The following is a 24,388-nucleotide window of genomic DNA, read 5'->3' on the forward strand; positions in this document are numbered from 1 at the left end:
CTGATTGGAGAATTTATCATGTCCCATAGATTAAACCGCCTGCTGGCTCAGGCCGCAGACGTTGCCCCGCTTAACACTGCCATTGCAGACGCCCAGCAAATGATTGCCGATGGCGTTGTTGTCCGACGCTCAAAGATTTGCCCCGTCAAACATAAACCTGTGAAGGCGGCATTCAATACGCAGACCGAAGAGTTTTATTTTAACGCCGATGGCTCCGCGATGACCCTGCGAGAGTGGCGGGCGATGCACGGCGTCAGCCCTAAGAAGCAAAAGAAACGTGCCGATGCCGGGCTGCGGCAAGTCATTCAGCCCGGTGACGCCATTCATTGTCGCCGGGCTGAGCTGGAACAATGGCTGAACAAGAAGCCCGCGCGTTATGCCGACCCGCTGCCACCAGATTTCCCCGGCGTTCGCGTAGACGACGCCGCTCTGAAACCACGTGAGCATATCATCCCGGAAGCAACCACGGGGCAAAACGCCTTCCTTAGAGCTTGTCGCGGGTTCCTGATTTGTGGTGATGCCACCCTGCGCCGCATTAACAGGGGCATGAGTAAACTGGAAGCGATGCGCCGCGATGATTTCGCCCGGTTGGGTGACAGCCCGGAGTTTCGCCAATTGTGGTGTGGGGAGCCAAAGCCTACGGAAGATAATTTCAACACGAAGAATCTGCACTGCGACGCTGGCGGTTCGACGTTGCCACCAACCGTCCCGCCGTTGACAACCGCGCCATATCAGTTCAAAGAGTTGATTCGCTGTGACCGATACGCGACCACGGCTTTGCCGCCGCCACTTGATTTGCATAGCGGGGATGAACTGAAATGGCGACCGGGACAGATGCCCGTTGCAGAAGCTGTTTTCCGTCATGGCCGGGATGTGCTGGCGGTGCTGCCAACTGGTTACGGAAAGACCGCAGCGTTTACGTATCCGCTGCTTTACGAATCACGCGCGGGCATTGGCCTAACCGTTATCGTTGTGCCGACGAACACGCTGAAGCGCCAGCTTCTCCAGCAACTGCGGGACGCTGGCATCCACGCCGTGGCCTTTGGCGATAAGCTGCCCCATCATCGTAACACGCAACAACTGGCGGGACTGGCTGCCGGGGCTTTCCGTGTCGCTGTCGTTTCGCCTGAACATCTTGTTCCATCAAGTCAGGTATTTTCTGCACTGGTGGCGTATGGAGTTGACCGTTTCATTATCGACGAGGGACATACTGTAAATGACTGGGATTTCCGTCCGGCTTACGACCTGATGCAGCACACGTTGCAGCACGCCTTTCCTTCGGCGCAGCGGTGCGTGTTTACGGCCACGCTGCTACGCGAGAAAGAGCGTGAGCTGATGGCGTCCCTCGGCTGCCGCGATGATTACATTACCTTTAGAGCGGATGTTGCCCGCGAGAATATCCAGCTTATTCCGGTGCGCCAGTGCGTGGAGCCACACCTTGCCGCTGTCGGACTGGTCGAAGCGCTGCCGGAGGATGAAAAGATTCTGGTGCTGGTCAATGACCTGAAATCATTACGGGCTTATCTGAAACATTTTGGTGACCGGGCAAGGCCGTATCATTCCAAAACGAAGCGCCTGAGTCGTGACCAGCGGCACGCAAATGCAGAGTGGTTCGCCAGCACCCCCGGCGCTGTTCTGGTGGCAACGAAGGCTTTTGGCTTGGGGGCTGATATCCATGACATCAAAAATGTAATCTTAACCTATGTTCCCGAAGACTTAGCCGACCTCGTTCAAATGGTTGGCCGCGCAGGGCGCGATGGTGCGCCAGCTCGCGCTTTCCTGCTCTGGTCTGAGCTGGCGTTGTACGGCGACCCGATTGTTTACGATGCCGATGATGCCCCTGTTCCGTCTGGTGTGCCTGACGAACTGGCTTATCTTTACCGTGAAGAGAATGCTAACTGGGATTACATCTCGAAGTTCCTCTAGGTTAACTGACCCACCTGTTTAATTTCCTTTCTGGAGAAAAATCCTTATGCCTGATGAAACCTCGCTGCATCGCGCGGGGCGTTCTGACGCCCTGATTAATGCACAACTGGCCTATGCCTTGAACGGATATACCTTTGACGGACTGGCCTCCCGTCACGTCCACGCCCTTAACCGGGAAGCTGTCATACGCAAAGCCAGCACGCCGCTGATGCGCTTTTGTGTCACCAATGGCTGCGAAGTGTGGGAGGTGTTGGCGTCCGTCCTGAACAGGATGAAGCGCCGGGACGGTTCCCGCCTGTGGCCGACTTGGCGGCTGGCAAATGAAGTTTTCAATGGACGATTGCACCGGGAGCGCAAGACTAATGAAGAAGTCTTGGCCGCAGTGCAACGTCGCTTATTCCTTCCCAAGACTGTTCACCGTGAAGCTGTTCAACATTTGCGTGCGCTCGGCCTGTTGCCTCTGGTTGGAGATGACCAATGAAAACTGATGCTGAGTTTCAACGCGATACATGGACGCTCAAGTGCTTATTGCAGGACGCCCTAATCCGTCGCCTGAAAGACGATGCATCCGGCGAGTCCCGTATGGTGGCTGCTGAATTGTCGAGTACGGTTAACTTCCTTAAGACCAATGCCGCTGAATCACCCGACGCGACATTCAATAACGTTTTCCCTGATGAGGAAGAGTAATCATGCAACCGCACCAGTTTAGAGCATGGTTCGCCACGTTGCCTGAGAAGTACCAGCGTGCAGCCAAATCCCTGTACGACGACGCCCGGCGTGGTGGCGGTGTCCACACCGCATCGAGCCTTGACCTCATCCGCACACTGATTGAAGACCGAATGAACTTTGATGGAGATTATCCAGATGACAACCGCGAATAAGATCCCGCTGACGCTGGCCGAAATCCAGCGCATTAACACCCTTGCCAAACGCGATTTGCTGAACCTGAACGGGATTGTTGCTGCAACCGGATTCGACCCGGTAGATGTGGACTTAGTAATCAAAGGCCAATATGTGGCCGACCTCGCCGACCAGTGGAAGGATGACGCTGATATTACCCAGCAAGAATACGACACCATCCGCCGTCGCTATCAGCCCGGCAAAGGGCATTGGGACACTGAGCACGCGATTGCACGCGATATGTTGATTCGCCCTGAAACTGTGCTGGCTATCGCACATTCCCGCTTTAGCAACTCCCACACGCACCCGGCAGAGAAACCCATGAAGGTGAAGCTGGAGAAAGCGAAAGCAGTGCGTCGCCTGTTCAGTGGCGACCTTGACGAAATCCACAAGTTAGAGCGCTTTGGCTGGCCTGCTGCGGAGATCGCCGGGAAGCTGGGCGTCCCTGTCGAGGCTGTCGCGCATGTACAACGCTGCCTGCGAAATCGTTGGTCGTACCCGGATATTCTGGAATCCGTCAATTCCAAATTCAGTAAGGCCGCATGATGGACGATACCAATGAAATCATTAACCCGGCGTTTGACCCTGCCCGGTACGCGAATCTGGACGAACAACAAGAAGGTTATGCCCCCATGCAGTCGCGTGACTGGGGCATCCTGACGCAGAACCTGACTGGCGAAGCTGCATCCGAACAGCCAGTCGCCGCCCGTGGACGCCGCCATCGTCCACGCGGCTCAGTGGGTGAACGCCGCTGGCTCCGCAGCCATGGCCTGCTTTGACCCACGAAATTTAATGAGGAATTTACCATGAATATTTTAGATAGCTCTGCTAAGACGATTGTCCTCATCCAGCCGCGCACCGCCACTGAGGGTGGCGTGCAATTGAAGTTCATCGCCGCGACGCTTGATATGAGACAAATCGATATCGCCCGCGCGTATCAGGTGGACAGACAGGATGTTAACAAAATGATTCACGGCATGAAGCGAATCCCGGAACGCTGCGTTCCTGTACACATGCTGCTGCTGGAATTGGCGCAGAAATCCATTCTCGTTAAAGAGGTTGCCTAACTATGGCTGACAATCAACAAAACCCGTACCTTTCCGACGCTGGCGCAGGTGCTTCGCAATCACCATATGCCGCCCCGCCTGTCGGGGCTGATAATGGCGCATCCCGCTTTAGCTCCGCGCCTGCTGATGCTGGTTTCCTGAAAACGCAGCCCGTTAACGGCAACGATGGCGGGCAGTGGAACAATGGCAATATCGCGAACCAACAAGACCAGAACGCCGATGTAACTATTCAGGTTGGGGATACCATTCCCCTGATGGATGGGACGACTGTCGAGTACACCGCCGAGATGCAAAGCCTGATTGGTCAATTCCACCAGTCAGTTGAAAGCCAGTTAGGGCCGGGTAGCTTTGACGCCATGCTGCAATACGCTGGCACTCTCGACGCCGGGACTCAATCCACCCTTGAAAGGCTGGTCATGTCTGGCGACCCAGCGCAAATGTCGCGGGCAGTTCAGTACCTGCAAGAACGTATGGCTGCTGGTTCTGCTTCCGGGTACGTTCCTGCGCAGGGAAACCCATACGGCCAGCCCGCAGCGCAACCTGTTGGTATGTCTCATGCTGAGTTTATTGCAGCGTATGACCAGCTTTCGCAGTGGGCGCAGCAATCAGGGTATGGCCCCGGCCATCGCCAGTACGACGAGCAATACCGCGCTCTGGTTGCACAGCGCTCCGCTGGCAAACGTGCTGGTCGCTAACGCCAACGGTGGAATGCGCCCTGCAAGACTGAGTGCGCACCAACCCGGTACTACCACACCAATCTATGCGCATGAGCCCCCGCAAGCCGCATTCTGCGCGGCATCTGAAAGCCTGTTTTTAATTAACCGAGGTTCGTAATGAGTACCTGTAATTTCCATGCCGTGGAGCGTGTCGCTGACGTGCGCCCGGATTTTGCCTTGCCGCTGGGTAGATATGACCACGTTTACCCTGAGCGTGTGCAGCACGCTTTCAATCCAGACGAAGCGGTTTATATCGTTGCACGGTCTGCCACGTCCGACACCCGCACCTCTGGCGTTAGCCGTGGCCTGTCCCCGGAGCTGCCGCCGAAGATGGCCGAAAGGCTGCGCGAACGTGAACGGCACGAGAAGAATCGAGCCAGACCCCGCAAGGTGATCACTGAGGCGATACGCGCTGACATTATCGATCGCTCTGCAAAAGGCCAGAAGAACAGTTACATCGCCAGCAAGGTTGGCGTGTCTGAAACCTCTGTGCGGAAGGTGTTGAACGTGGCGCGTATGAGTGCGCACTAATGCAAGGTAATACGTTCGCCTTACTTCACGCGCACTAACCTCTGAGAACCGCGCCAGTTCTGGCCTCAAGATGCCCATTTCGGGGCACCTCATCCCTTTTAATCAATACCGTTTTGAATCCTGCCTCGGCGGGAGGATTACGCACGCCCGCGCTATGACGATGGCCGGGCTTCATCAACCTACGCAGGAGTTTTACATATGGCCGATAACATTTATTCGCCTGACCAGTTCCACCCGCATTACGGCGGTGTGGAATCCGATAACGATATTCACATTGAAGCGTATGACCGTGATGTTCAGACGCGTCTTGAAGCCAAATCTGTATTTCTGGCCGAAGGGCTGAGCACATACAAGCCGCTGAAAAACAGCAATCAGTATCGTGTAGACCGCCTGAGCGGAGATCTGGAAGTGAAAGGCCGCTCGCGTGGTGAGTCACTGCAACCAACCGCTGTTAAGTCGGACAAGCTGATTATCTCGGTTGACACTGTATCGTACACTCGTATCCCGATTGACTATCAGGACGATTGGACAGCACCCACATTTCGCGCAGAGCTGAGCCGCAATATCGGTACTGCTCACGCTAAGTTCTACGACGAAGCGCACACCATCCAGCTAATCAAAGCGGCTGACTTTGTACCGCCGCCGACACTGCAACCAACGTTTAACCCGCTGACGGATAACGTTATCTCGCTCGACCTGACAATGGGGAGTGAAGAGGACGCCGCAAATGAGCTGGTTCACGCTATTAAAGCCGCTGTTAATCGGTTCCTTACTGAGAAAGATATTCCGGTGACCGAGCTGGTACTGCTTATCGACCCGGCTTGGTTCAGCATTCTGATGGAACACAAGAAGTTGATGAACGTGCGCTATAGCCGGGATGGCGGCAACGATTACGCATGGCGTCGTGTTGGCTATGTCGCTGGGGTACGAGTCATTGAGCTGAACAGTTACCCGCAGGAAGCCATTACCGGGCATGAACTGGGCGCTGATTATGACGTTACCGCAGAGGAAGCGATGACGAGGGCGACGCTGTTTAAACCCTCCTCTGTGCTGCTGACGGTCGAAGCGCAGAGCGTCATCAATCGCCAGTGGGATGATGAGCGCGAAATGACGATGGTGATGGACTCATATCGCCTGTTCAATGTTGGGCTGCGTCGCCCTGACTGTGTTATCAATTTCCGACAAGCTGCGTAGCAACAGGGGCTGAGCCATGAATATTGACGCTTACGCCCCGGAGCTGTTGCGCTCCCTGTTTCGGTATGATGCAGAGACTGGTCGCCTGTTCCATGCAAGGGATAGGGTAGGAGCCAACAAATGTATTTACGCTAAGGCTGGAAACTTGGCCGATACAGCGACGGACAGCGCCGGGTATCGGCGCGTGTCTGTCCGCATCGACGGAAAGACACACATGCTATACGCGCATCGCGTCGCCTTCACCATTGCTAACGGTGGTATCCCTGCCGGGATGCAAATTGATCATATAAACGCGATGCGTGATGACAATCGACTGGCGAATCTCCGCGCCGTTACTCCGCAAGAGAACCAGCACAATTATCGTAAAGCGAAGGGCTATAGCCGCCATGCCTGTTCCGGCAAGTGGGAGGCTTACATTCGCGTTGCTGGTGTACGCCGTCACCTCGGCTTATTTGCTACCGAAGCGGCTGCGCGCTCTGCGTACCTGAAAGCGAAGCGACGCTATCACCCATCAACGCCAGCCGACTTATTAATGGCTGCTCAAATTTCATAGGGGCAATTAATGGCTGATGAAAAGCCGATTAAGCCGCTGGCCGAAGATGACCCGCGCCGCCAGCGTTACGCCGAACTGCTGGCCGAAGCGCAGCGCGTGACCGTCCCACGGTTACAACCGGGTGATGCTGATGGAATCATGTGCCAGCTTGCGGCATTGCTTGGTGCTCCTGTCCCCTCTGTTGGTTCCCTGACTGAACACGCCGTGGCGTGGCGTGCCTGTCTGCTTGAACAAGGGCTTGGTGAACTGCTGGAGGGAAACAGCAAGCAGGTGCTGACCATCTTTTTTTTACTGTGCTGGAAAGATGCTGCCGTGAAATTTGAAGGAGAACGCCGGGAAGAGATGGCCGCAGCCCGTGAGGGGCTGACGGTTGAGCGGTTTCGGCAAACCCACCTAGTTAATGACGAGGAGAAGGGCAATGGTAACAACGATTAAATTACGGTGGCGGTACATTGACCCGCCGCCGATGACGGGCGCACTTGCTGACCTGAAACAATGGGTGGCAGATGCCGGGACGCCTGAGCTTGAAGCTAAGTTTCGTGAGCTGCTGGGACTGGTGCGCCGCAACGGTATCAGTGATGAGCTGGTCTATTCGATGGCGTCTGAACTCGGCGCACTGCTTAAGCTACGCCAGCGGGAAGAGTTTGAAGCCTGCAAACGTGCTGACCATGACGACGAGGATTTAGAGCGCTGGTTGCATGGAGAAATATATAATGGCGACTCTTGAACAGAAATTGAGAAAAGCACTGCGCGGTTATCTTGAGCGTCTTGGCAATATGTCTCTGGCTGACCGGGTTAAATACGCTGATGCTTTTGAGGATGTTTATAACATTGTGCTGAATAGCCCCGGCAGGCTGGAACTGCGCCGCGCTGATGTGGCTGCTGTTCGTGTCTTCCTTTGGAATTATCAATACCGACGCTGCGCGGTGACAGGTAAGCCGCTACGTCTTGCATCTGCTGTGCTGGATCATTGTCACCGTACCGGGCGCGTGCGTGCTGTTGTACATCGCTCTGCTAATGCGGCGGAAGGCGGTTGCCATGTGGGGCGGCTATGTGGGCTGTCACCCGCCAGCATGAGCACAATGTTGGTGAGCTACCGCCGACAATATAAGGGGCTTGGCGTCATCTACCCCACTTAATATTATCGTTTTCGCTGGTTTTATGATCAGTGTCAATTGTTTGATTATTGTACGTTTACTGGTAGGGGAGGCAGCCATATAACATATGTGCAGGCAAAAGCCTGTATCACGAGGATTCAGTAAAATGACTGATAATAAGAAGAAAGTTGGTACACCTGATAACGATTTAATAAGTATCAAACAAGATTATGAGAAACGTGATTGGGCTAAAAAGTTTGGCGTCAGTGAGGATAAACTGACAAGAGCTGTAATTGCAGTAGGACACTCGGCTAAAAAAGTGCAGGAATGGTTAAAGAAAAACTAACGAATAAGCGCCTTTCGAGGCGCTTTATTTTTCTATATTATTCAGGATAAAAATAATGGCTAATAATCTCATAATTACATACGACTTAATAAAGACAAAAGATTATCCAGCAGTGCACAATGCTATTAAGTCGTTAGGCGCTTGGGCAAAAGTGACAGAATCAAACTGGTATGTTAATTCAGCTTATACTGCCGAGCAGGCCGTTAAAGTTGTAAGAGGAGCAATGGATAATGACGACAAATTAATGGTTGTCGATGCCACTCACAATATTGCTTATTGGTGCAATCTACAAAAAGACGTAGAAACCCATATTTTGCGTGAGTGGCATCAATGATAAAAAGGGGCATGTCCCCTTAATTTTCAATAGAGCCATAATAATTTACTAGCTCAACATATCCGGCTAATTCCTTCATCCCAGCTCCTTTGCTATATGTCCTGAATGCTTCCGTTTTAGCTTTCTGTTCGGTATGCCCGGTGATTGCACCTATGCGCTGTTCTGGTACGCCAGCCCTGTCTAAGCAGGTAATGAAGTGACCGCGCAGTGAATGGAAGCATTGGCGATCTGTAGCCGCTGGCAGCACGCGACGGCGTAACCGTGTGAATGCTTGTGAGTACCATGGCCCACGTTTTCCATCGGCCCTTTTTATTTTGTTCGATTGCGGCAGCAGGTACTCTCCGCTGTTCTGGCTGAGATATTTATCAACAATGCCGATTAACAGCGAGTGAATAGGGACGTGCCTTACTCCCGCTTTAGTTTTAGATTTGCTGACGTAGAAGCACCGTATCCCTTCAACTGTGACGATCTCATCTCGTTTGATGCTGGCGATTTCGTCGAGACGCATACCGGAATACAAGCCGATTATGATCACGTCCCGCATCTCGCTACCTGCCTCTTTTATTAATGCATGTAGCTGGTGCGGTTCAAAGGGTTGATAACTTTCATTCGTCTGGCGGGCTTCCAGATTGTGGCCGTGAAAGGGATTATCAGGGGCGATATTGTCATATTTACGCCGGGCGAAGTCATACAATGTCCCTAAACAGGTTAGCCAGTTTTGCAGCGTCTGCCGGGAAAATTTATCTTGATTCACCTCCAGAAAGTCAGAGACGAGACGCCGCCCGATTCCGTTTATAGTAATCGTTGGGCGCTTAATTGAATTGGTGAAGGCCGATACAGCGCGAGCGGATTTACTCAATGTCGAGTAAGAGCGACGAGCTTTGTATTGCTCTGCATATTCTTTACTGACATCTGTCAATTTTGGTGATGCTGGTTTCCCTCGTTCTGCTGGAGTAGTTACGGGCGCGGTAATGTCGCTGGATATTCCCGCCAGTAAGTGAAGATCTGAAATAGCAGAATGAATCCGGTTAATGGGGTTATCCGGTTTCATCATGAGCTGGAGCTTACGGAATTCTAATAAGTACTGGTCACGGAAAATGCGAGCTTGCATGATGTCCCGCGTGCCTGTCGATTTCTTGAGCGAACGTCGCCCGCCCCACAAGTGGCGCATGTACACCGGGACATAGATTTGAAAAATGAATATCCCATCCTTGTTTGCATAAAGATAAGAAGTCTTCTTGATTGGCATGGTAATTACCTTGTAATCTACCGCTACCAACTACCGGGATAAGTACCGCGATTACTTATTTTGGTTCACAATTCATAGGGTTAGTCGAGAGGGTTCGATTCCCTTCGCCCGCTCCATATTCCTCTGTTAGCCTGTTATCCCTGCTTCGTTGTCCGATGCTCTATATGCGCGCGTAATAGCGTTTCCATACTCTCATCGTCCGCAGGTATATCCAGTCGGGTATGATCGATACTCATAGTGTGATTCTTATACGGCACGAGAATTTTATTATTATGCAATAAAATTTGTGCAATGAATTCAATACGGCCTGCCGGGAATACAGGTTCTGCTTTAATGATCGCGCCACAGGCAATTGTGCCATCAGGCTGGATAAATAAAATAGAATGAAATGTGTCGAAAATCTCTGATTTCCAGTCTGGTGCCGAAAATTGATTGTAATCGATCCCTTTATTTTCATCCTTATTAAAGGTGGTGACATAAAACGGGATAAAGTCATTCATAGTCAAACACAGTGCCATTAATTGCTCGTTACCCGCATTCTGGATAGTGTTTGTCAGCAGACTGAGAACATATTCTATTTGCGTATAGTCTAAGACCAGTAACAGATTTTCACCATTCTGTAATAAAAATAAGAAATTAATTCTGTCCTGCCGCTGCCTGAGCACAAAATTCGTTACGCAACGTTCAGCACTGGTGCTTTGTACCTCATCGAGAGAAATTGCTGGAACATGGGTGCTCAATGTTTGTGAGTGAGCGTTCACCTGCTCACGAATCTGATCTGGCGATTGTTGGTAGAGCCGATGCAAAGAGCGGTAACAGCTAAACAGAGCAAACATCACCTCCTGCAACTGATTAGGTGGCAGTAAAAGTAACTGCTCGCTATCGGTAGAATCAATCACTTTCAGCGCAATTACAGGTACACCATCTGCCGAGTTGATAACTCCCGTGTTTATTCCCTTTAACATATTCATTTATCATTCTCCTTTATAGCGATGATATTTTGGAAAGATCAATAACCCTGTCTGCACAGGCAATAGTAGACGGACGGTGAGCCACAATAATGCGCGTAATATTTAATGACTCAATCGCGTTGTTAATCATTCTTTCATTATTTGCATCAAGATGGCTGGTGGCCTCATCCATAAATAAAATATTAGGTTTCTGATAAAGTGCACGAGCGATCAATAAACGTTGTTTCTGACCACCAGAGATGCCACTGCCTAATTCACCGATAATCGTCTCGTAACCCATTGGCATGCGCATGATCTCTTCATGGATATTGCACTTTATGGCACATTCAATAATCAGTTGCCGATCGGCATTATCTTCAAAGCCGGAAATATTATCGGCAATAGAACCTGAAAAAAGGCGATCTTCCTGCAATACACAGGCAGTACAAGCGCGGTAATTATTTACACCGATTTTTTTGACGTCAAAATCACCGACGAAAATATCTCCCTGATCGGGTGTAAGCAGGCCGGACATCACTTTCAGCAGAGTGGTTTTACCAATTCCGGAGGCACCCGTTAATGCCACGGATTCGCCCGCGGCAACGGTAATATTCACATTGGAAAACACCGGCCTGGTCAATTTGTCATATTGATACGACAAATTCTGCACCTGCAGCGGGACGCCAGCGCTGTCCTCGAAAACTTTCCGCGGCGGTGATTCCGCTTCCGGTTTGCTGAAGATAATTTCTGAAATACGCTCGTTATGCAGCGACAGCATCTTGAACTGCATTGCCAGGTCAATAAGCGACGAGGCGCGCTGGGCAAACTGGCCACGATAGGCGTTAAACGCCATAAACATACCGATGGTCATGGTGTTATCCATTACCATCAATGCGCCAAGCCACAGAATGACTACCTGATCGACAGAGTTGATAAAAGTATTGATACCGCCGAATAACATATCAAAGCGCGTCTGCCTCAGGCTGGCGTTGCTGACGTCGATATTGGTATTAAGCCAGTGCTGAGAGCGGCGGTTTTTAAGGTTCAGCGATTTTATAGTCGCAATACCGTACAGCGTCTCCATAAAATGGGAACCCGAACGCGCGCGTTTAACGATCAGCTCTTCGCTGATCGTACGGTAAAATTTGTAAGTGATAATACGCATTGCCGCGTAACACACGGTAAAGCCGAGCACGACCCAGACCAACCAGCCACCGTACAGACTCATCATAATCAGCACGCCCACGGTCATAATGGAGTCGATTGTTCCCATCACAATGTTATTTGTGAAGGTGGCGCGGATGGTATCCAGAGAAGAAAATCGTGACTGGATATCGCCCAGATTGCGCTTTTCAAAAAAGGCGAGCGGCAAACTCAACAGATGATCAAAAAAGCTGGTCTTCCACTGTATATCGGTTAGCGTATTCAGCTTCAGAGATACCCATGCCCTTATCATGCTGACTGCGGTCTTGAATAGGGTAAAAAACAGCAGCCCGGCGCAGATCACCAGCAGCAGGTTGTTGTCATGGGCGGTGATAACGTGGTCGGTGACCAGCTGCGTGCCCATTGGCATGAGAAGGTTGACCGCCTCAATGACAATGGAAAGCATAAAGATTTTACTCAGCGCCGATTTCAGGCCAACAATATTGCGCATTAAATCCAGTAAGTTGAGCCGCGAGCGCTGTTTTTCCTGTGTAAAATGGCTGTCGGGCCACGCTTCGAGGGCGATGCCGCTGAAATTCTCAGACATCTCTTTCTGATGAATAACGCGCCGACCCATTGCCGGGTCGTTAATCACGAAACGTTTGCCTTTTATCGCGACCAGTACCACAAAGTGATTCAATGACCAGTGCAGGACACAAGGAAGGCGTAGCTCTTTTATTTCATCCATGTCGAGTGAGAGGGCGCGTGTTTTCAACCCTGTCGTCTGCGCGACCTGGTTAAGATCGGTTAACGTTGCCCCTTGCGCGGGCGAACCATAGCGATTGCGAAAATTAAAGAGATCGATGTTTTTACCGTAGTAACCGCAGATCATGGATAAACAAGCATTGCCGCACTCTGCCGCTTCAGACTGAATAATAACGGGTACTTTATTTCTAATGGAGAAATTGATTCTTTTAAATATAGTATCAATAATTTCTTTATTCATTTTTTGGCCCTGTCAAACTCTGTGCAACTTTATACGCGGGCGAGAACAGCCACTGATAAAGTGGTCTTTCTTCCATGAAGACAATACTTTTGGCTTTCAGGCCATTTGATAATGCTAGTTTTTTATTTTTATAAATAAATTCATTTTCTTTGATATCTATTATTGCTTTGTAAAGTGTAAGCTGTGAATTGGTGTTGGTCTGGCCTGCGCTATATTCAGACAGTTCTCGCCGTGTTGCCGGTATGGATGATATTGATTTTATCTTTCCAGAGAACTGTCCAAATTTATCTGAAGGGAATGCATCATAGCGGATATTCACAGTGTCGCCGATTTTCACATAAGGCAGGCTGTTATCGGGAAGCCATAATAATAAGTAGTACTTAATATCTGTTAATTGTTTGATCTGGGCCAGACTGCTTCCTGCATCAACCATTTGGCCAGGAGTAACAGCAATGGACTCCACTCTGCCAGCAATGGTCGATTTTACCAGAATTTTTCCATTAGCATTCGTTTCAATAAGCTGAGACTGGAAATCGCTCAACTGGTTATATTGTGATGCAATCTGGTTATCCAGTTCTGCAGATTTAACCGTAATATCACTGCGCGACTGGGTGAGTTGTAGTTCAAGCTGCATTTTCTGCGTCGATAATGACTGAAAGGCATTCTGCTGCTGCACATAAAGTGAATGCTGGTTATTGTACTGATCTTTGTTAATGAGCCCTTTCTTCAGGTACTGATTATAGTTCTGAAGCGCGCCCTCCATTTTCGTTAAACCCTGCTTCGCCGTAGTTAGCAGCCTATCAGTTTCCGCAAGTGAACGCTCATAACGCTGGATTTGCCGTTTTGTTGTAGCGATAAAATCATCTTTGTTCACTTTCAGTTTATTGATGATTTCTTCGGCATTGGCAATTTTAGCCTTTATCATCGAAATATTCGTATCGGATACATTACCCGCATTGGTGCTTTTAGATACATCCAGTTCAAAAAGCATATCGCCTTTTTTAACCGTATCACCAACCTGAATAAATTGTTGAGATATAAAACCCATCTGAGGTGATGAAATATTTAATGGATGGGGGAGGGTAATCACTTCACCTACAACATCGATGCGTTGTGTGAATTTAAAGAAGCAAAGCATGACGATAAGAATTGCCATAAAAGCGATGCAGCACGCTGAAATAATAAAAGGTGATACGCCTTTAAATAAAATGACCTTGCCTTTCCAGTAACTTCGTTGGTGATCGACGGCTTCTTGTCTGAATAATTTCTGGCCCATTGGCATATTACCTGGAGGTTAAAAAAGGCCCGAACATGTCGGGCCTGGATTCAGGATTAAAACTTAATCACGGAACAAAAGTACCGCTGAAAAGACCATCCAGGAATTTTTTAGAATATTCCCAGGTTTTGTCGAAACCTACAATCGTTGCGCCAACTGCACATGAAATGCTACCGATAATACCTGCGCCAATCATACCAACACCCTGTCCGATTGAACCAATACCCAGCAGACCGCCGCCGTCACCACCATGTTTACCACCAATGGCGGCACCACCAGCAAAACCCATAGCTGCGCCCATAGCTGCGCTTGCAATGGCTTCAACAGTGTTACTAAAAATAGAAGTCCAGTTATTCCAGGAATAAGCCCCAGACACATTATTCATGTCTTGAACAGATAATGTTTTCATAGTTTACCTTAAGTGTGTTTTCAGATAATTGTAGTATTGCAAATTTTTCAACTGACAAAATTCAGCGTTCGGTAATGAGTCCCGTGCTGATAGTCGTTATTTTCAGGATGTCATATCTTAAAAACAACTTAAATTTTGTGAAATCCAGCCATTTAATATTTAATGAGGTCTCTGAAAATACTTGTTGTTAAATAACATGTGTGTTGTTTAAGACTTTAAAAAAGAGGCTAACGCTCGTTAATTGTAATAGTCATCCCTGCATTAGCCTGGCCTGGTGTAATCATGGATGAGATTTTTTTGTACCTTGCAGCGAGTGAGATATAAATTTCTGTTTCGTTGTTCAAGTGATATTTAGTTTCTTTTGCAAATTTTAATGGTACGTGGCTATAGGCATCAACAATCTCTACTGCAACACCTGTCGCCGGATTGGCAACGTTTGAATCGATGTTTAATAGACCATCACCGCTGCTGCCATGGAGCGCATCAAACTGGACATATGCAGGAACAGAATCCGCCTGGCAGGTGAGTGTTAATGTAAAAGGAACATCTTTAGATGTTGGATTTATATCACGCAAATTAAGTTTTCCCAGGTTAATCGTGCGATTATAGCTGCCATCAATAGTGCAACTTTTAAATTTTAATGTTGAACTGTAGGCAGAAACTGTCATAACAGTTACCCCGTCCATCGAATATGTTGCTACAGGACCATTGGGCATACTTCCGGAGCCAATCTTACCAACTTTAATAAAGTCAATGCGCGTGTAACTGTTACTTGTCCAGTCTGAGGTTTGTGGTGCTGTAGGCCAGGCTTTATTGGGAACAACTCTGTTAGGTTGGTAGAGATCGCTGATCTGAATACCAAGCCCCTCTACACCCGTCGAATAAATATTCCCTCTTGTATTGCTACCAATAATCGTCGAGTATGCCGGGCCCATTGATGAAATATAGGGGCGTTGTGCAGTGGAATTGCAACTCCATTTCCTTCCCGAAGTATCTATATTGCGGGTCCATAATATTTCCCCTATGGGGGCATTCGGATCAATGGCAATTAAGGGACTATTCAGACGGTACTCGAGCTTATTGCCTTCCACTCCCATGCCAGAAGCTATGGCTCTACATCCAACAGCCCAGGACGAAGCAGAATGGAATAGTGATAACATCACTACGGATGTGATAAAAATATATCTCTTCATATATTAACTTTCCTGAAATACTTACTGGCAGATAGCCTCAACTTGCTGGATGCCAGTTGGTGGCGTAGGGGTGTCACGGAAATCGTAAGAAGCTTTGCACTGTTTATTGGCTTCATTGCCCCATTTTGCGAGAAGAGAACCTTGTTCGCTCAGACCAGTTAAATAGACTTGCCCATCTTCACCCACGAAGTTGGACTCGTTATTTTCTGCGTCCTGTAGCGTTACTGTCGCACCGAAGGGGAGAATTTTTCCTGAACGGTCCAGTAATCTGATGAATCCTTTTATCCCCACTTTGCCGGCAAAACTTGAACGCACAACCGCCCCGCGCGTCGGTACAACCGTTGCAGTGTTGCTGTTCAGTTCCATGTTATCGGGAAGCGTCTCGCTGTTAAGTACAATATCGTTCAGGCGATACGGGGTAACATACGGCACCACGGTATAACCCCGGAAATCTGTCTTCACGCCGGTATGATTTGACACACTGGTTCCCGCTGCTCCCGGTGCTTCAACCAGAGCCACGCTTTCCCCAAGCGACTGACTTAACGTCAGGCCGCGTTCATGGACAACCATTCCCCCTGAAGCGCCATAGCTGAAGCGGCGTGACTGCTGGCTGTAACCATAAGAGGAAACCAGTTCGCCATACGTTCCCTGCCAGGAGAGATCGAGGTTGCCGCTGGCATTCGATTTATTCCCATAGCCCTGCTGGATGCTCCAGTTGAGGTTATTCTCTTCAAGCGCGGTACCGGCCAGACCAGCCATAAACGAGGCCTCACCAGGCCTGGCGATATTCATGTTATTAAAGGCATAGAGACTATGATTTGTGTGCAGCCACTGATCGAAAGGAAGACTAACCGTCAGGCTAATTATCTGATCATTGTACGTTTTCTCGAAATGCCCTCTGTTCTGTATGGATCGCACGTAGCTATAGTTCAGGCTGTAGCTAATGTTGTTCCAGCTATTGCTGTAGCTGGTACTGATCGATCTGTTTTGCCGGTTATTATCCCAGTAATCTTCAACGACCCCGCCTACGGAAACGTAGCCAAGGCGATCGCCAATGTTCTGGTTGATATTCATTTCGGTGCGGTTTCTGACACGATACATCTGATATCTGCGGTGATCATCGCGGTACGTATTCAGCACATCAGCGAGCGTATAGAAACCAGAGGTTGAGTATCGATAACCCGCAATAGCGAAATTAGTACCTGTCTGGGTAACATTTTTGCTATAGCGAATACGCCAGGATTGGCCATCACTTTTATCGGTATCCTGTTTTTTTGACCACGCCTGCGTCACGTCAACTGATACTGCGCCAATTTTTCCCATATTTTTCCCAATACCGGTAGCCAGAGCCTGATATTTCGACGCAGCCTGAATCCCGCCGTAGAGGGTGGCATTAAACGGTAGACCATAGCTGGCGCTGGCCTGTGTAAAGGGCGTTTTAGCAATACTGTTGTCATAGGTGCGATAAACACCAGAGGTCAGGCTGTACTTGAGACTGCCTTCCCGGCGCATGATGGGTAGCGAGGCGTAAGGCACCGTGAAGATTTGCTGACTACCATCGGACTCCTGGACGGTAACTTGTAAATCGCCATTAGAGTTCGTTTGGTACAAATCATCAATTTCAAATGCACCAGGAGAAACATAAGTTTCATAAATCTGGTAACCGTTTTGTCGAATAACAATTTTGGCATTACTTTTAGCAATACCCCGGATGATTGGAGCATAGCCAGTAACGTTTTCGGGAGACATTGTCTCGTCTGTTGCCAGTTGCATACCCGTAAAACCAACGCTGTCGAAAATATCCCCGGGTGACGTACTCTGTCCTAAAACGAGAGAGCTACGTAACGGAATAATATCGCGCTGCGCGTAGGTATAAATGTTATCCCACGAATCATTATTTCGATAATTATCGGTTGTTCTTGACCAGGTAGAATAATGACGTAAACGCCATGCTCCAATATTCAGACCTGGCCGCAGGTTCAGATGGTAACTATCCTGTCTGGCAGAGGTTTGCCTGGAACTTGTCTGGCTGGCCAGAAATTTATAATTTAGCAGAAATGCCGGAATCCCCTGATCAAATTGTTCAGGAGGAACAATATTCAGGTTTTTACGGACTAATGCGGCTTGAGGTATGCTTAAATTAAGACGTTGGTGTTCCGTATCATACTGTGCCGTAGCTTCTGGAATAAGTGAAAGAATATCACAACGCTGAGGGTCTTTTGCCAGCCATGCATTCTGCTTGATGTAATTTTCATTTAAACCTAATGAAATCAATTTTTGCAGATTAAGGCAAGGAGACAGCTCAATAGCATCGCTTGTTTCATCTTTCTGGGCCCTGAATTCAACGTCACTTGTTTCAATTGCTTTACCATTTAACCAAATGTCAACACGGTAGGTACCAGGGATCTGGCGCAATCCCATGTCAAAATAAGAGAGGTCGCCGACTTCATTTTGCTGATCGCTATTTTTTAAAAATTCAGGGTTGAAGAAGCTTTTGGCTGCGACACAATCTGAAAAAAAAAATGACACAAGAGTAACGCGAATCAACAGGCTTAACCCCGTCTTATAATTGGCGCTGAAAGACTCATCTTTCATTTTTATAACCTCATGTATTACTATAAGTTTTTCCTGTGGAGAGGGCCAGCCGAACCATAATCATTTATGATTTTCCAGCTAATTTGATTACCATTGATGGCACCAATATCAAACCAGGTATCTGTAAAAGGGGCTGCATAGTTTTTATCTTTCAGCTCAATGTCTTTATCATTGATTTTGATAAACATGAAATTCTGATAATACGGACCAGGATTTGTGACTTTTAATTTATTACCCGTTCTGCTCCAGATTAATTCCTCAGTTCGGTTCTCTGGTGTTTCTTTTTTCAAAGCTGTAGGGCGATAAATAAGTTTTAAACGATTGCGGATTGCAATCTGCAACGTGTTGCTGTCCGGCATGCCGCCTGGAATAGATTTTGCGTTAAGGAAAAAGAGCGATTCCCGGTCGACTGGGAGTTCTTTTACCAGTTTAAAAATACGTAACGCATTTTTTTTATCACCGTCAAGGCGAAATAATGGCGGAGTTACTAAAAAATCACCGGTTTTCACTCCATCCTGATTTTCAACCCAGGATTGAATGAGATAAGGCACTGACCCTTTATTTTCGATGTCGATGGAGACTTCTTTTTTCCCTTCTTCATAAATGATGCGCGTACCGCCAAGCACCACGCCAGCCTGTGCCGAAGCGCAGCAAAAAATAAGGGAAAGTGCATATGCAGATATTTTGAGCATGGTTAACATCTTTTAAAAAAGAGGCCTGTTCCCTCACGGGAACAGGCCAAAGGTGATTAGTAGTTAACGGTAAAGGTCGCAACAGAGTTAGCCGGACCGGTGGTTACCGTATTTTGAGTCTGGATGTATTTGGCGTAGAACGGCAGGGAGTTGGTGCTGCCTGCGCCAGTGTTGGTAATGGTGTACGGTGCGGAAGCTTTAGCCAGCTGGATAACATTACGATCTTTATCGTACAACTGGATGCCAACGCCGGTAGCGGAATTAGCGCCTGCGGTCAGAGCAAGTACAGTGTCGTCGCCATTTTCGTTCTGACCATCAAACTTGAAGGTTACAGACGTTATGGTAGACGGACAGTCATCCATTTCGATGGTGAAGCCAGTGCTGCTTGCAGAACCGTCAACAGTTGAACCAACGCCTTTAAAGGAAGTTTTTACAACTTTACCCATATCAACGTCGCCAGTCGTAGCGCTTGAACCGTTAACGGAAGTGTTGCAACCTGCATCGGTAATTTCACCGGTAAAGTTAATTGTACCGTCAGCTGCACTTACAGAAGAAATAGAAGATAATGCCAGTACAACAAATGATGCCAGTGCGGTAGTTTTCAGATTTTTCATAACATAGTCCTTGTTTAATAAAGATGACGAATCTAATGATTATCATCAGGTATATAAAAGATATATTTGTGTAGCGTGTCAGAGATAATCGCAGGCTGTTTTATCATTTTTATTGTCGCATTCTTTTATGCGGCATTATGATTTGCAGCTACGATATTTTACATTTCGAAGAATCATCTCGTGATTGCAGTGAGAATTCTATATGCAGTTTTTTATATTGCAAAGATGTCTTTTCTTAGTTGTTCTATTTTTAAGAAAATTATTATCTGGTCACAATTGTCTGTATTGGTTCTTATCTAAAAAATATCTTCATTTTCAATGGCTAGATTAAGTTGTGGAGGGGGCGTGCAGGATTTTTTATACGTGTGTTTTATATTTATTTAAGGTCATTTCATAATGGTTTACGAACTAAATATTACTTTTTGTTTGGTTATTATAGTGAATGGTATTCTTTGGCGGAAAATATTAATGCACCAAATTATAGTGTCTTGCAGAAGATGATTTTGTTTGACTGGGGTAATTTTGATTTGCGGCTATTCATAGTTTGTTAAAAAGGCAAGTGATGAAGCTCGTGTGATAACTGAAGAGGTGATAAGTGTGATTTGATGGCCTGATATAGAAGGGAGGCTGGACGAGTGCCAGGCATCCGATAAGTATTTTCATAACGGATGCTTGAGTTCTTTTCTACATTATTGACCGGCGTGCTAAACACACAACCATATTATGGACGGGAAAAAATAAGAGCAGATAATGCGTTTACGAATGATGATCTAGAGCTTTTTAACTACACGATGAAAAAGAATGCAACAGAGTAACGATAAGAATACGGTAAGAAATAACAGCGACATGAAATCAGGCGCCATTTCATTCAGAGCGTAACCCTTCAGCATAATCCCTCTGACAAGGCGTAAAAAATATGTGAGCGGAAGCACTGAACCCAACAGTTGCGACCAGAAAGGCATGCCATAGAACGTGTTCATGAAACCGGAAAGCATGGTTGATAATAAAAAGTAAAATGAAGCCAGTTGCATCACCTGGAGCTGACTTTTCGTGACCGTAGAAAATATGACGCCGATTGCCAGACAGAGAATGATGAAGATCGTTAGCAGCAATGCCAGGGAAATAAACGATCCCATGATCGGAACATCCATGACATAAACCGCCATCATAACGATAAACGCAGCTTGTAACAGACCAACACAAAAATAGGGGAAAACCTTACCCAGCATGATTTCCCATGCGGTGACTGGCGAATTGATGATGTGCATGATGGAGTCTTTCTCTCTTTCACGAATGATGGAAAGACTGGTCATCAGAATCAGGATCATGGAGAGTATGACCCCCGCAAGCCCTGGTACAATATTTAGACGGGTTATTCCCTCCGGGTTATAGAGTTTATGCACTACAACATCGACCAACTGTATGTTCTCTTTTTGCAGACCCGGTAAGTTTTTCGTATCGTGTCTGAACACATCGTTAAGCAATGTTGTCAGTGCCTGTGTAGCGTTTGCTGTGGCAGCGGGATCGCTGGCATCGGTCTGGACTAACAGCTGTGGCTTCCTGGCGGCGATGAGATCTCTGGAAAACCCGGCTGGAATAATGACGACCAACTGCACTGCACCTTCACGAAATAGCTTATCGGCCTCTTGCTCACTGGTAACCCGCTGGATGGCAAAATAATCCGTATTGGTCATCCCGGTTACCAGCGTACGGCTGAAGGAAGAGACGTCGTGATCGATCAGCGCGGTGCGTACAAATTTAGGGTCAGTATTTACCGAAAAACCAATAATACAGAGGTTGATTAACGGAATCGCAAAGATCATCAGCAAGCTGACCTTATCGCGGCGTAGCTCGAAGAGCTCTTTCACGATAATTGCCATGACGCGCTCGTATATCAATTTTAATTTATTCATATTGGTACAGCCTGTTTCATCAAATGTGCGAACGAATCTTCAAGTGTGGTGGCAGTTTTTTCAACGTGGTAGTTATCGGGCAAGGCGCCAACAATAGTATTAAGTGTGTTGCTCTGTTTGCTGGTAACAAACAGCGTGTTGCTGAAGATCACTGTCTGTTCGATCTCGTCGATATCGCTGAAGCGGTATTCCAGATCGTGCAGATTCGGACCTTTAATAGCGAATGTTGTCAGCCCCTGGGATTGAATAATGCTTTCGGCCGAACCAGAAGCCAGCAAATTACCATAGGACATCCACGCCAGATGGTTACAGCGTTCAGCCTCGTCCATATAGTGCGTGCTGACCAGAATCGTCATGCCTTTGCTGGAAAGATAATGCAAAATTTTCCAGAATTCCCGGCGGGCATAGGGATCGACACCCGCCGTCGGTTCATCCAGCAATATTATCTTCGGATCGTGCAAGATGCTGGCCGAGAGCGAGACGCGTTGTTTCCAGCCGCCGGATAAATGGTGCGTCAGAACATCCCGAAAGCGCTGTAAAGCAAATTCGTTAATAAGCTCTTCGACGCGTTTTATCGGTTGGGGAATATTCCGTATTTTGGCCAGAAATAGCAGGTTTTCCCGGACCGTAAGATTTTCCCACAGTGAGAAATACTGCGTCATATAACCGATCATCGGTTTAATGGACTCTCGCTGCTTAAAGATATCGAAATCAAAACAGCTACCTGAACCGCTGTCCGGCTTCAGTAGCCCGCACATCATGCGCATTGCTGTTGTTTTCCCGCTGCCATTTGGCCCGAGAAAACCGGTGATTTTACCGGTAGGGATATTCAGCGTGAGATCTTTCACGACATGCCTGGAGCCGAATGACTTATTCACGTTCTGAAGTTTGATGCAATAATCCATCATAATATGACCTCGACGGGCTGACCCGGATGGAGCTTTTCATCCGGTTCGATCGGCATCGCTTCGATCATAAAGACCATTCGCTCTTTGTGCGCAGAGGTGAAAATAACCGGTGGCGTGAATTCGGCTTTGGGCGAAATATAGGTCACTTTTGCTGGCACCGGTTCTTCACGGCCTTCGATTTTGACTGCGATTTGCATACCCTGCGTGATTTTATAAAGCTGAGGGTTGCGGACAAAAAAGCGGATTTTAATGGTATCTTCCGGCAGTAATGAGATGAGTGGCGCGCCAGGTGAGGCCACTTCGCCAGTGTGATACATAATGTCGTAAACCTTGGCGCTACCGGCGCTGCGTAAAATGCGTTTGTTCAGCGCGATTTGGCTCTGTTTGACCTGTAATAAAGAACTTTCCACTCTGGCCTTTTGAGCCTCAATTTGATCGGCGCGCGAAGGCAGGGATTTATTTTTCAGTTGGGAGGTCAATTCCTGCACTCTGTCCCATTTCATTTTGTTATCTGCCTCGGACTGCTCAAGTTCCTGCTCGGACACGTAGCCTTTGGATTGCAGCTTCTGGTAGCGGCCAAATTTCGAACGGGACACTTCGGCGTCATGTTGCGCCTGTGAGAGCTGTGCTTTCAGAATCTCCAGTTCGGTATCGCGACCGCCTTTACCCAGATCGGCCAGAGTCGAGACCTCGCTTGCATGCGTTTGATTCGCTATTTCGACCTGTTTTTTTTCATAATCATCATCCAGAACAATCAACGTTTGTCCTGCAGCTACATTTTGGCCACGCTTAACCATCACTTTTGAAATCAGCGCGGAACTTTCAGACGAAATATAGACGAATTCACCTTCAATATACCCTTGCAGATTTTTTTTATTTTCATCACGGCAACCAGTGATAAAAACCAATGCCATACAATATATGGCGGTCATTTTATGAGAAAAAAGTTTCATGGCATTAATTATTTCATAAATTCAGTAAATGTTAGGTGTATTATTCAGACTGGTAATGTTATTCGATTTTTTTCAGATGCTGCGGGCCAGTCTGAGTTATTCATCGCTTCAATTAACATAGATTCCGAATCAAGGTCGGGAGCGTGAGCGTCGATACTCAATAAAAGTGAGCCACTCTGCGCTCCATCAATCCGTAACAAAGGTTGTTCGTGGGAACATAAAACCCCAGGTTGTCAGCGAAACCATCATCCGTATTATTGTCATGCTTTGTTAACATTATCAGTGTGTTATAAAATAATGCGCTGTTTCTTCTTCTCCATGATCTTTGTAATTGAATACTCCCACAAATATATTCCTTGTCAAATGTCAATAGGGACAAGCTCTGTTTTCGACATCAATAAAAACAGAGTAGGTAACAATTTAGCTGTTGCAATACCAGGATGATATTACAGGCGGAGTAACGAGATCAATTAAATTAAACTTCATTCACAGCATTTACAGACATACTGGAATGATGCGCAGATGTTTATTATGACGTTTTTTCTATCATGATTTTATATAGTTACGAATATTTTACAAATCTAAACTGATATGATTTTTTAAATGGTTCTTAATTATTTGTCTGTAATTGGTTATGAGGTTTTAAGAACTAATAATTAAGATTTTTTCGAGCAAATGAATGGGTAATAAATACGAATATGTTGTTGACGCTTTTCTCTCTATCCTGTCATGAGCCCATTGCTGACCACAGGCCTTTGACGCGTTATCGAAACAAGGGGCGGCTGAGAGCATCTGGCGTAAACTTGTAAAAAAGTTGTATTAG

General features: G+C 47.5%; 28 protein-coding genes. 16 read left to right on the top strand and 12 right to left on the bottom strand.

Annotation, left to right across the window (positions count from 1 at the left end; translation table 11 throughout):
- Positions 1 to 18 precede the first annotated feature (18 nt).
- The 16 genes from CWM66_RS19355 (at position 19) to CWM66_RS19430 (ending at position 8,664) form a co-directional block, all read left to right on the top strand.
- A complete protein-coding gene (locus CWM66_RS19355; RefSeq protein ID WP_107147100.1) occupies positions 19 to 1,926 on the top strand; it encodes a DEAD/DEAH box helicase in 1,908 nt (635 codons plus the stop codon).
- A 46-nt stretch (positions 1,927 to 1,972) separates the two neighbouring features.
- On the top strand, positions 1,973 to 2,407 hold the full coding sequence (locus CWM66_RS19360) for a hypothetical protein (protein ID WP_058687091.1): 435 nt from the start codon (positions 1,973 to 1,975) through the stop codon (positions 2,405 to 2,407).
- Positions 2,404 to 2,613: a hypothetical protein gene (locus CWM66_RS19365; RefSeq protein WP_107147101.1), complete on the top strand. Its 210-nt coding sequence runs from the start codon at positions 2,404 to 2,406 to the stop codon at positions 2,611 to 2,613. Before CWM66_RS19360 ends, CWM66_RS19365 begins: the two co-directional genes overlap by 4 nt.
- Positions 2,614 to 2,615: 2 nt before the next feature.
- Positions 2,616 to 2,807: a hypothetical protein gene (locus CWM66_RS19370; protein ID WP_107147102.1), complete on the top strand. Its 192-nt coding sequence runs from the start codon at positions 2,616 to 2,618 to the stop codon at positions 2,805 to 2,807.
- Positions 2,791 to 3,372: a hypothetical protein gene (locus CWM66_RS19375; protein WP_107147103.1), complete on the top strand. Its 582-nt coding sequence runs from the start codon at positions 2,791 to 2,793 to the stop codon at positions 3,370 to 3,372. Before CWM66_RS19370 ends, CWM66_RS19375 begins: the two co-directional genes overlap by 17 nt.
- Positions 3,369 to 3,605: a hypothetical protein gene (locus CWM66_RS19380; RefSeq protein WP_233218405.1), complete on the top strand. Its 237-nt coding sequence runs from the start codon at positions 3,369 to 3,371 to the stop codon at positions 3,603 to 3,605. The genes CWM66_RS19375 and CWM66_RS19380 overlap by 4 nt, the downstream gene beginning before the upstream one ends.
- A 27-nt stretch (positions 3,606 to 3,632) precedes the next feature.
- Positions 3,633 to 3,893: a hypothetical protein gene (locus CWM66_RS19385; protein ID WP_107147104.1), complete on the top strand. Its 261-nt coding sequence runs from the start codon at positions 3,633 to 3,635 to the stop codon at positions 3,891 to 3,893.
- 2 nt (positions 3,894 to 3,895) lie between these two features.
- The gene (locus CWM66_RS19390; RefSeq protein ID WP_107147105.1) at positions 3,896 to 4,588 is read left to right on the top strand and encodes a hypothetical protein; all 693 of its coding nucleotides are present in this window, start codon (positions 3,896 to 3,898) and stop codon (positions 4,586 to 4,588) included.
- Between the two features lie 138 nt (positions 4,589 to 4,726).
- Positions 4,727 to 5,140, top strand: a complete 414-nt coding sequence (locus tag CWM66_RS19395; RefSeq protein WP_107147106.1) for a hypothetical protein — start codon at positions 4,727 to 4,729, stop codon at positions 5,138 to 5,140.
- A 198-nt stretch (positions 5,141 to 5,338) separates the two neighbouring features.
- Positions 5,339 to 6,334, top strand: a complete 996-nt coding sequence (locus CWM66_RS19400) for a capsid protein (RefSeq protein WP_107147107.1) — start codon at positions 5,339 to 5,341, stop codon at positions 6,332 to 6,334.
- Between the two features lie 214 nt (positions 6,335 to 6,548).
- The gene (locus CWM66_RS29280; protein WP_233218406.1) at positions 6,549 to 6,887 is read left to right on the top strand and encodes an HNH endonuclease signature motif containing protein; all 339 of its coding nucleotides are present in this window, start codon (positions 6,549 to 6,551) and stop codon (positions 6,885 to 6,887) included.
- Positions 6,888 to 6,896: 9 nt separating this feature from the next.
- Positions 6,897 to 7,322, top strand: coding sequence for a hypothetical protein (locus tag CWM66_RS19410; RefSeq protein ID WP_107147109.1), 426 nt, complete (start codon positions 6,897 to 6,899; stop codon positions 7,320 to 7,322).
- Positions 7,306 to 7,614, top strand: a complete 309-nt coding sequence (locus CWM66_RS19415; protein ID WP_071196023.1) for a hypothetical protein — start codon at positions 7,306 to 7,308, stop codon at positions 7,612 to 7,614. The genes CWM66_RS19410 and CWM66_RS19415 overlap by 17 nt, the downstream gene beginning before the upstream one ends.
- Positions 7,601 to 8,026, top strand: a complete 426-nt coding sequence (locus tag CWM66_RS19420) for an endonuclease domain-containing protein (protein WP_369878914.1) — start codon at positions 7,601 to 7,603, stop codon at positions 8,024 to 8,026. Before CWM66_RS19415 ends, CWM66_RS19420 begins: the two co-directional genes overlap by 14 nt.
- A 124-nt stretch (positions 8,027 to 8,150) precedes the next feature.
- On the top strand, positions 8,151 to 8,330 hold the full coding sequence (locus CWM66_RS19425; protein ID WP_032660157.1) for a DUF3606 domain-containing protein: 180 nt from the start codon (positions 8,151 to 8,153) through the stop codon (positions 8,328 to 8,330).
- Positions 8,331 to 8,385: 55 nt separating this feature from the next.
- Positions 8,386 to 8,664, top strand: coding sequence for a hypothetical protein (locus CWM66_RS19430; RefSeq protein WP_032660160.1), 279 nt, complete (start codon positions 8,386 to 8,388; stop codon positions 8,662 to 8,664).
- A gap of 19 nt (positions 8,665 to 8,683) precedes the next feature.
- Here the strand turns inward: CWM66_RS19430 and CWM66_RS19435 are convergent, their stop codons facing one another.
- From CWM66_RS19435 to CWM66_RS19490, 12 genes are all read right to left on the bottom strand, one after another.
- Positions 8,684 to 9,913 carry a tyrosine-type recombinase/integrase gene (locus tag CWM66_RS19435; RefSeq protein WP_107147110.1) on the bottom strand — a complete coding sequence of 410 codons (1,230 nt, stop codon included), beginning with the start codon at positions 9,911 to 9,913 and terminating at the stop codon, positions 8,684 to 8,686.
- Positions 9,914 to 10,047: 134 nt separating this feature from the next.
- Entirely contained in the window at positions 10,048 to 10,884 is an 837-nt protein-coding gene (gene yjeJ, locus CWM66_RS19440; RefSeq protein WP_107147111.1) for a YjeJ family protein, read from the bottom strand.
- Positions 10,885 to 10,897: 13 nt separating this feature from the next.
- Positions 10,898 to 13,012, bottom strand: a complete 2,115-nt coding sequence (locus CWM66_RS19445; RefSeq protein WP_090397846.1) for a peptidase domain-containing ABC transporter — start codon at positions 13,010 to 13,012, stop codon at positions 10,898 to 10,900.
- A complete protein-coding gene (locus tag CWM66_RS19450) occupies positions 13,005 to 14,288 on the bottom strand; it encodes an HlyD family secretion protein (RefSeq protein WP_107147112.1) in 1,284 nt (427 codons plus the stop codon). The genes CWM66_RS19445 and CWM66_RS19450 overlap by 8 nt, the downstream gene beginning before the upstream one ends.
- A 67-nt stretch (positions 14,289 to 14,355) precedes the next feature.
- Positions 14,356 to 14,697, bottom strand: coding sequence for a hypothetical protein (locus CWM66_RS19455; RefSeq protein WP_035889618.1), 342 nt, complete (start codon positions 14,695 to 14,697; stop codon positions 14,356 to 14,358).
- Between the two features lie 227 nt (positions 14,698 to 14,924).
- Positions 14,925 to 15,890 (bottom strand): fimbrial protein, encoded by a 966-nt coding sequence (locus CWM66_RS19460; RefSeq protein WP_007370275.1) that lies wholly within the window; start codon positions 15,888 to 15,890, stop codon positions 14,925 to 14,927.
- A gap of 21 nt (positions 15,891 to 15,911) precedes the next feature.
- A complete protein-coding gene (locus CWM66_RS19465) occupies positions 15,912 to 18,485 on the bottom strand; it encodes a fimbria/pilus outer membrane usher protein (protein WP_146159941.1) in 2,574 nt (857 codons plus the stop codon).
- 20 nt (positions 18,486 to 18,505) lie between these two features.
- Positions 18,506 to 19,177, bottom strand: a complete 672-nt coding sequence (locus CWM66_RS19470; RefSeq protein ID WP_107147143.1) for a molecular chaperone — start codon at positions 19,175 to 19,177, stop codon at positions 18,506 to 18,508.
- Between the two features lie 56 nt (positions 19,178 to 19,233).
- Positions 19,234 to 19,791 carry a fimbrial protein gene (locus tag CWM66_RS19475; RefSeq protein ID WP_007370279.1) on the bottom strand — a complete coding sequence of 186 codons (558 nt, stop codon included), beginning with the start codon at positions 19,789 to 19,791 and terminating at the stop codon, positions 19,234 to 19,236.
- A 770-nt stretch (positions 19,792 to 20,561) separates the two neighbouring features.
- Positions 20,562 to 21,704, bottom strand: a complete 1,143-nt coding sequence (locus tag CWM66_RS19480; RefSeq protein ID WP_079517386.1) for an ABC transporter permease — start codon at positions 21,702 to 21,704, stop codon at positions 20,562 to 20,564.
- A complete protein-coding gene (locus CWM66_RS19485) occupies positions 21,701 to 22,612 on the bottom strand; it encodes an ABC transporter ATP-binding protein (RefSeq protein ID WP_007370281.1) in 912 nt (303 codons plus the stop codon). The genes CWM66_RS19480 and CWM66_RS19485 overlap by 4 nt, the downstream gene beginning before the upstream one ends.
- On the bottom strand, positions 22,609 to 23,565 hold the full coding sequence (locus CWM66_RS19490) for an HlyD family secretion protein (RefSeq protein WP_107147113.1): 957 nt from the start codon (positions 23,563 to 23,565) through the stop codon (positions 22,609 to 22,611). Before CWM66_RS19490 ends, CWM66_RS19485 begins: the two co-directional genes overlap by 4 nt.
- Between the last annotated feature and the right edge of the window lie 823 nt (positions 23,566 to 24,388).

Origin of the sequence: Kosakonia sp. H7A (assembly GCF_003028445.1) — a bacterium.
In the GTDB taxonomy this organism is placed as follows: domain Bacteria; phylum Pseudomonadota; class Gammaproteobacteria; order Enterobacterales; family Enterobacteriaceae; genus Kosakonia; species Kosakonia radicincitans.

Excerpts from the sequence above, each read along its gene's own strand:
- CWM66_RS19355 (WP_107147100.1), top strand. The coding sequence starts at position 19 with ATGTCCCATAGATTAAACCGCCTGCTGGCTCAGGCCGCAGACGTTGCC.
- CWM66_RS19360 (WP_058687091.1), top strand. The coding sequence starts at position 1,973 with ATGCCTGATGAAACCTCGCTGCATCGCGCGGGGCGTTCTGACGCCCTG.
- CWM66_RS19365 (WP_107147101.1), top strand. The coding sequence starts at position 2,404 with ATGAAAACTGATGCTGAGTTTCAACGCGATACATGGACGCTCAAGTGC.
- CWM66_RS19370 (WP_107147102.1), top strand. The coding sequence starts at position 2,616 with ATGCAACCGCACCAGTTTAGAGCATGGTTCGCCACGTTGCCTGAGAAG.
- CWM66_RS19375 (WP_107147103.1), top strand. The coding sequence starts at position 2,791 with ATGACAACCGCGAATAAGATCCCGCTGACGCTGGCCGAAATCCAGCGC.
- CWM66_RS19380 (WP_233218405.1), top strand. The coding sequence starts at position 3,369 with ATGATGGACGATACCAATGAAATCATTAACCCGGCGTTTGACCCTGCC.
- CWM66_RS19385 (WP_107147104.1), top strand. The coding sequence starts at position 3,633 with ATGAATATTTTAGATAGCTCTGCTAAGACGATTGTCCTCATCCAGCCG.
- CWM66_RS19390 (WP_107147105.1), top strand. The coding sequence starts at position 3,896 with ATGGCTGACAATCAACAAAACCCGTACCTTTCCGACGCTGGCGCAGGT.
- CWM66_RS19395 (WP_107147106.1), top strand. The coding sequence starts at position 4,727 with ATGAGTACCTGTAATTTCCATGCCGTGGAGCGTGTCGCTGACGTGCGC.
- CWM66_RS19400 (WP_107147107.1), top strand. The coding sequence starts at position 5,339 with ATGGCCGATAACATTTATTCGCCTGACCAGTTCCACCCGCATTACGGC.
- CWM66_RS29280 (WP_233218406.1), top strand. The coding sequence starts at position 6,549 with ATGCTATACGCGCATCGCGTCGCCTTCACCATTGCTAACGGTGGTATC.
- CWM66_RS19410 (WP_107147109.1), top strand. The coding sequence starts at position 6,897 with ATGGCTGATGAAAAGCCGATTAAGCCGCTGGCCGAAGATGACCCGCGC.
- CWM66_RS19415 (WP_071196023.1), top strand. The coding sequence starts at position 7,306 with ATGGTAACAACGATTAAATTACGGTGGCGGTACATTGACCCGCCGCCG.
- CWM66_RS19420 (WP_369878914.1), top strand. The coding sequence starts at position 7,601 with ATGGCGACTCTTGAACAGAAATTGAGAAAAGCACTGCGCGGTTATCTT.
- CWM66_RS19425 (WP_032660157.1), top strand. The coding sequence starts at position 8,151 with ATGACTGATAATAAGAAGAAAGTTGGTACACCTGATAACGATTTAATA.
- CWM66_RS19430 (WP_032660160.1), top strand. The coding sequence starts at position 8,386 with ATGGCTAATAATCTCATAATTACATACGACTTAATAAAGACAAAAGAT.
- CWM66_RS19435 (WP_107147110.1), bottom strand. The coding sequence starts at position 9,913 with ATGCCAATCAAGAAGACTTCTTATCTTTATGCAAACAAGGATGGGATA.
- yjeJ (WP_107147111.1), bottom strand. The coding sequence starts at position 10,884 with ATGAATATGTTAAAGGGAATAAACACGGGAGTTATCAACTCGGCAGAT.
- CWM66_RS19445 (WP_090397846.1), bottom strand. The coding sequence starts at position 13,012 with ATGAATAAAGAAATTATTGATACTATATTTAAAAGAATCAATTTCTCC.
- CWM66_RS19450 (WP_107147112.1), bottom strand. The coding sequence starts at position 14,288 with ATGGGCCAGAAATTATTCAGACAAGAAGCCGTCGATCACCAACGAAGT.
- CWM66_RS19455 (WP_035889618.1), bottom strand. The coding sequence starts at position 14,697 with ATGAAAACATTATCTGTTCAAGACATGAATAATGTGTCTGGGGCTTAT.
- CWM66_RS19460 (WP_007370275.1), bottom strand. The coding sequence starts at position 15,890 with ATGAAGAGATATATTTTTATCACATCCGTAGTGATGTTATCACTATTC.
- CWM66_RS19465 (WP_146159941.1), bottom strand. The coding sequence starts at position 18,485 with ATGAAAGATGAGTCTTTCAGCGCCAATTATAAGACGGGGTTAAGCCTG.
- CWM66_RS19470 (WP_107147143.1), bottom strand. The coding sequence starts at position 19,177 with ATGCTCAAAATATCTGCATATGCACTTTCCCTTATTTTTTGCTGCGCT.
- CWM66_RS19475 (WP_007370279.1), bottom strand. The coding sequence starts at position 19,791 with ATGAAAAATCTGAAAACTACCGCACTGGCATCATTTGTTGTACTGGCA.
- CWM66_RS19480 (WP_079517386.1), bottom strand. The coding sequence starts at position 21,704 with ATGAATAAATTAAAATTGATATACGAGCGCGTCATGGCAATTATCGTG.
- CWM66_RS19485 (WP_007370281.1), bottom strand. The coding sequence starts at position 22,612 with ATGATGGATTATTGCATCAAACTTCAGAACGTGAATAAGTCATTCGGC.
- CWM66_RS19490 (WP_107147113.1), bottom strand. The coding sequence starts at position 23,565 with ATGAAACTTTTTTCTCATAAAATGACCGCCATATATTGTATGGCATTG.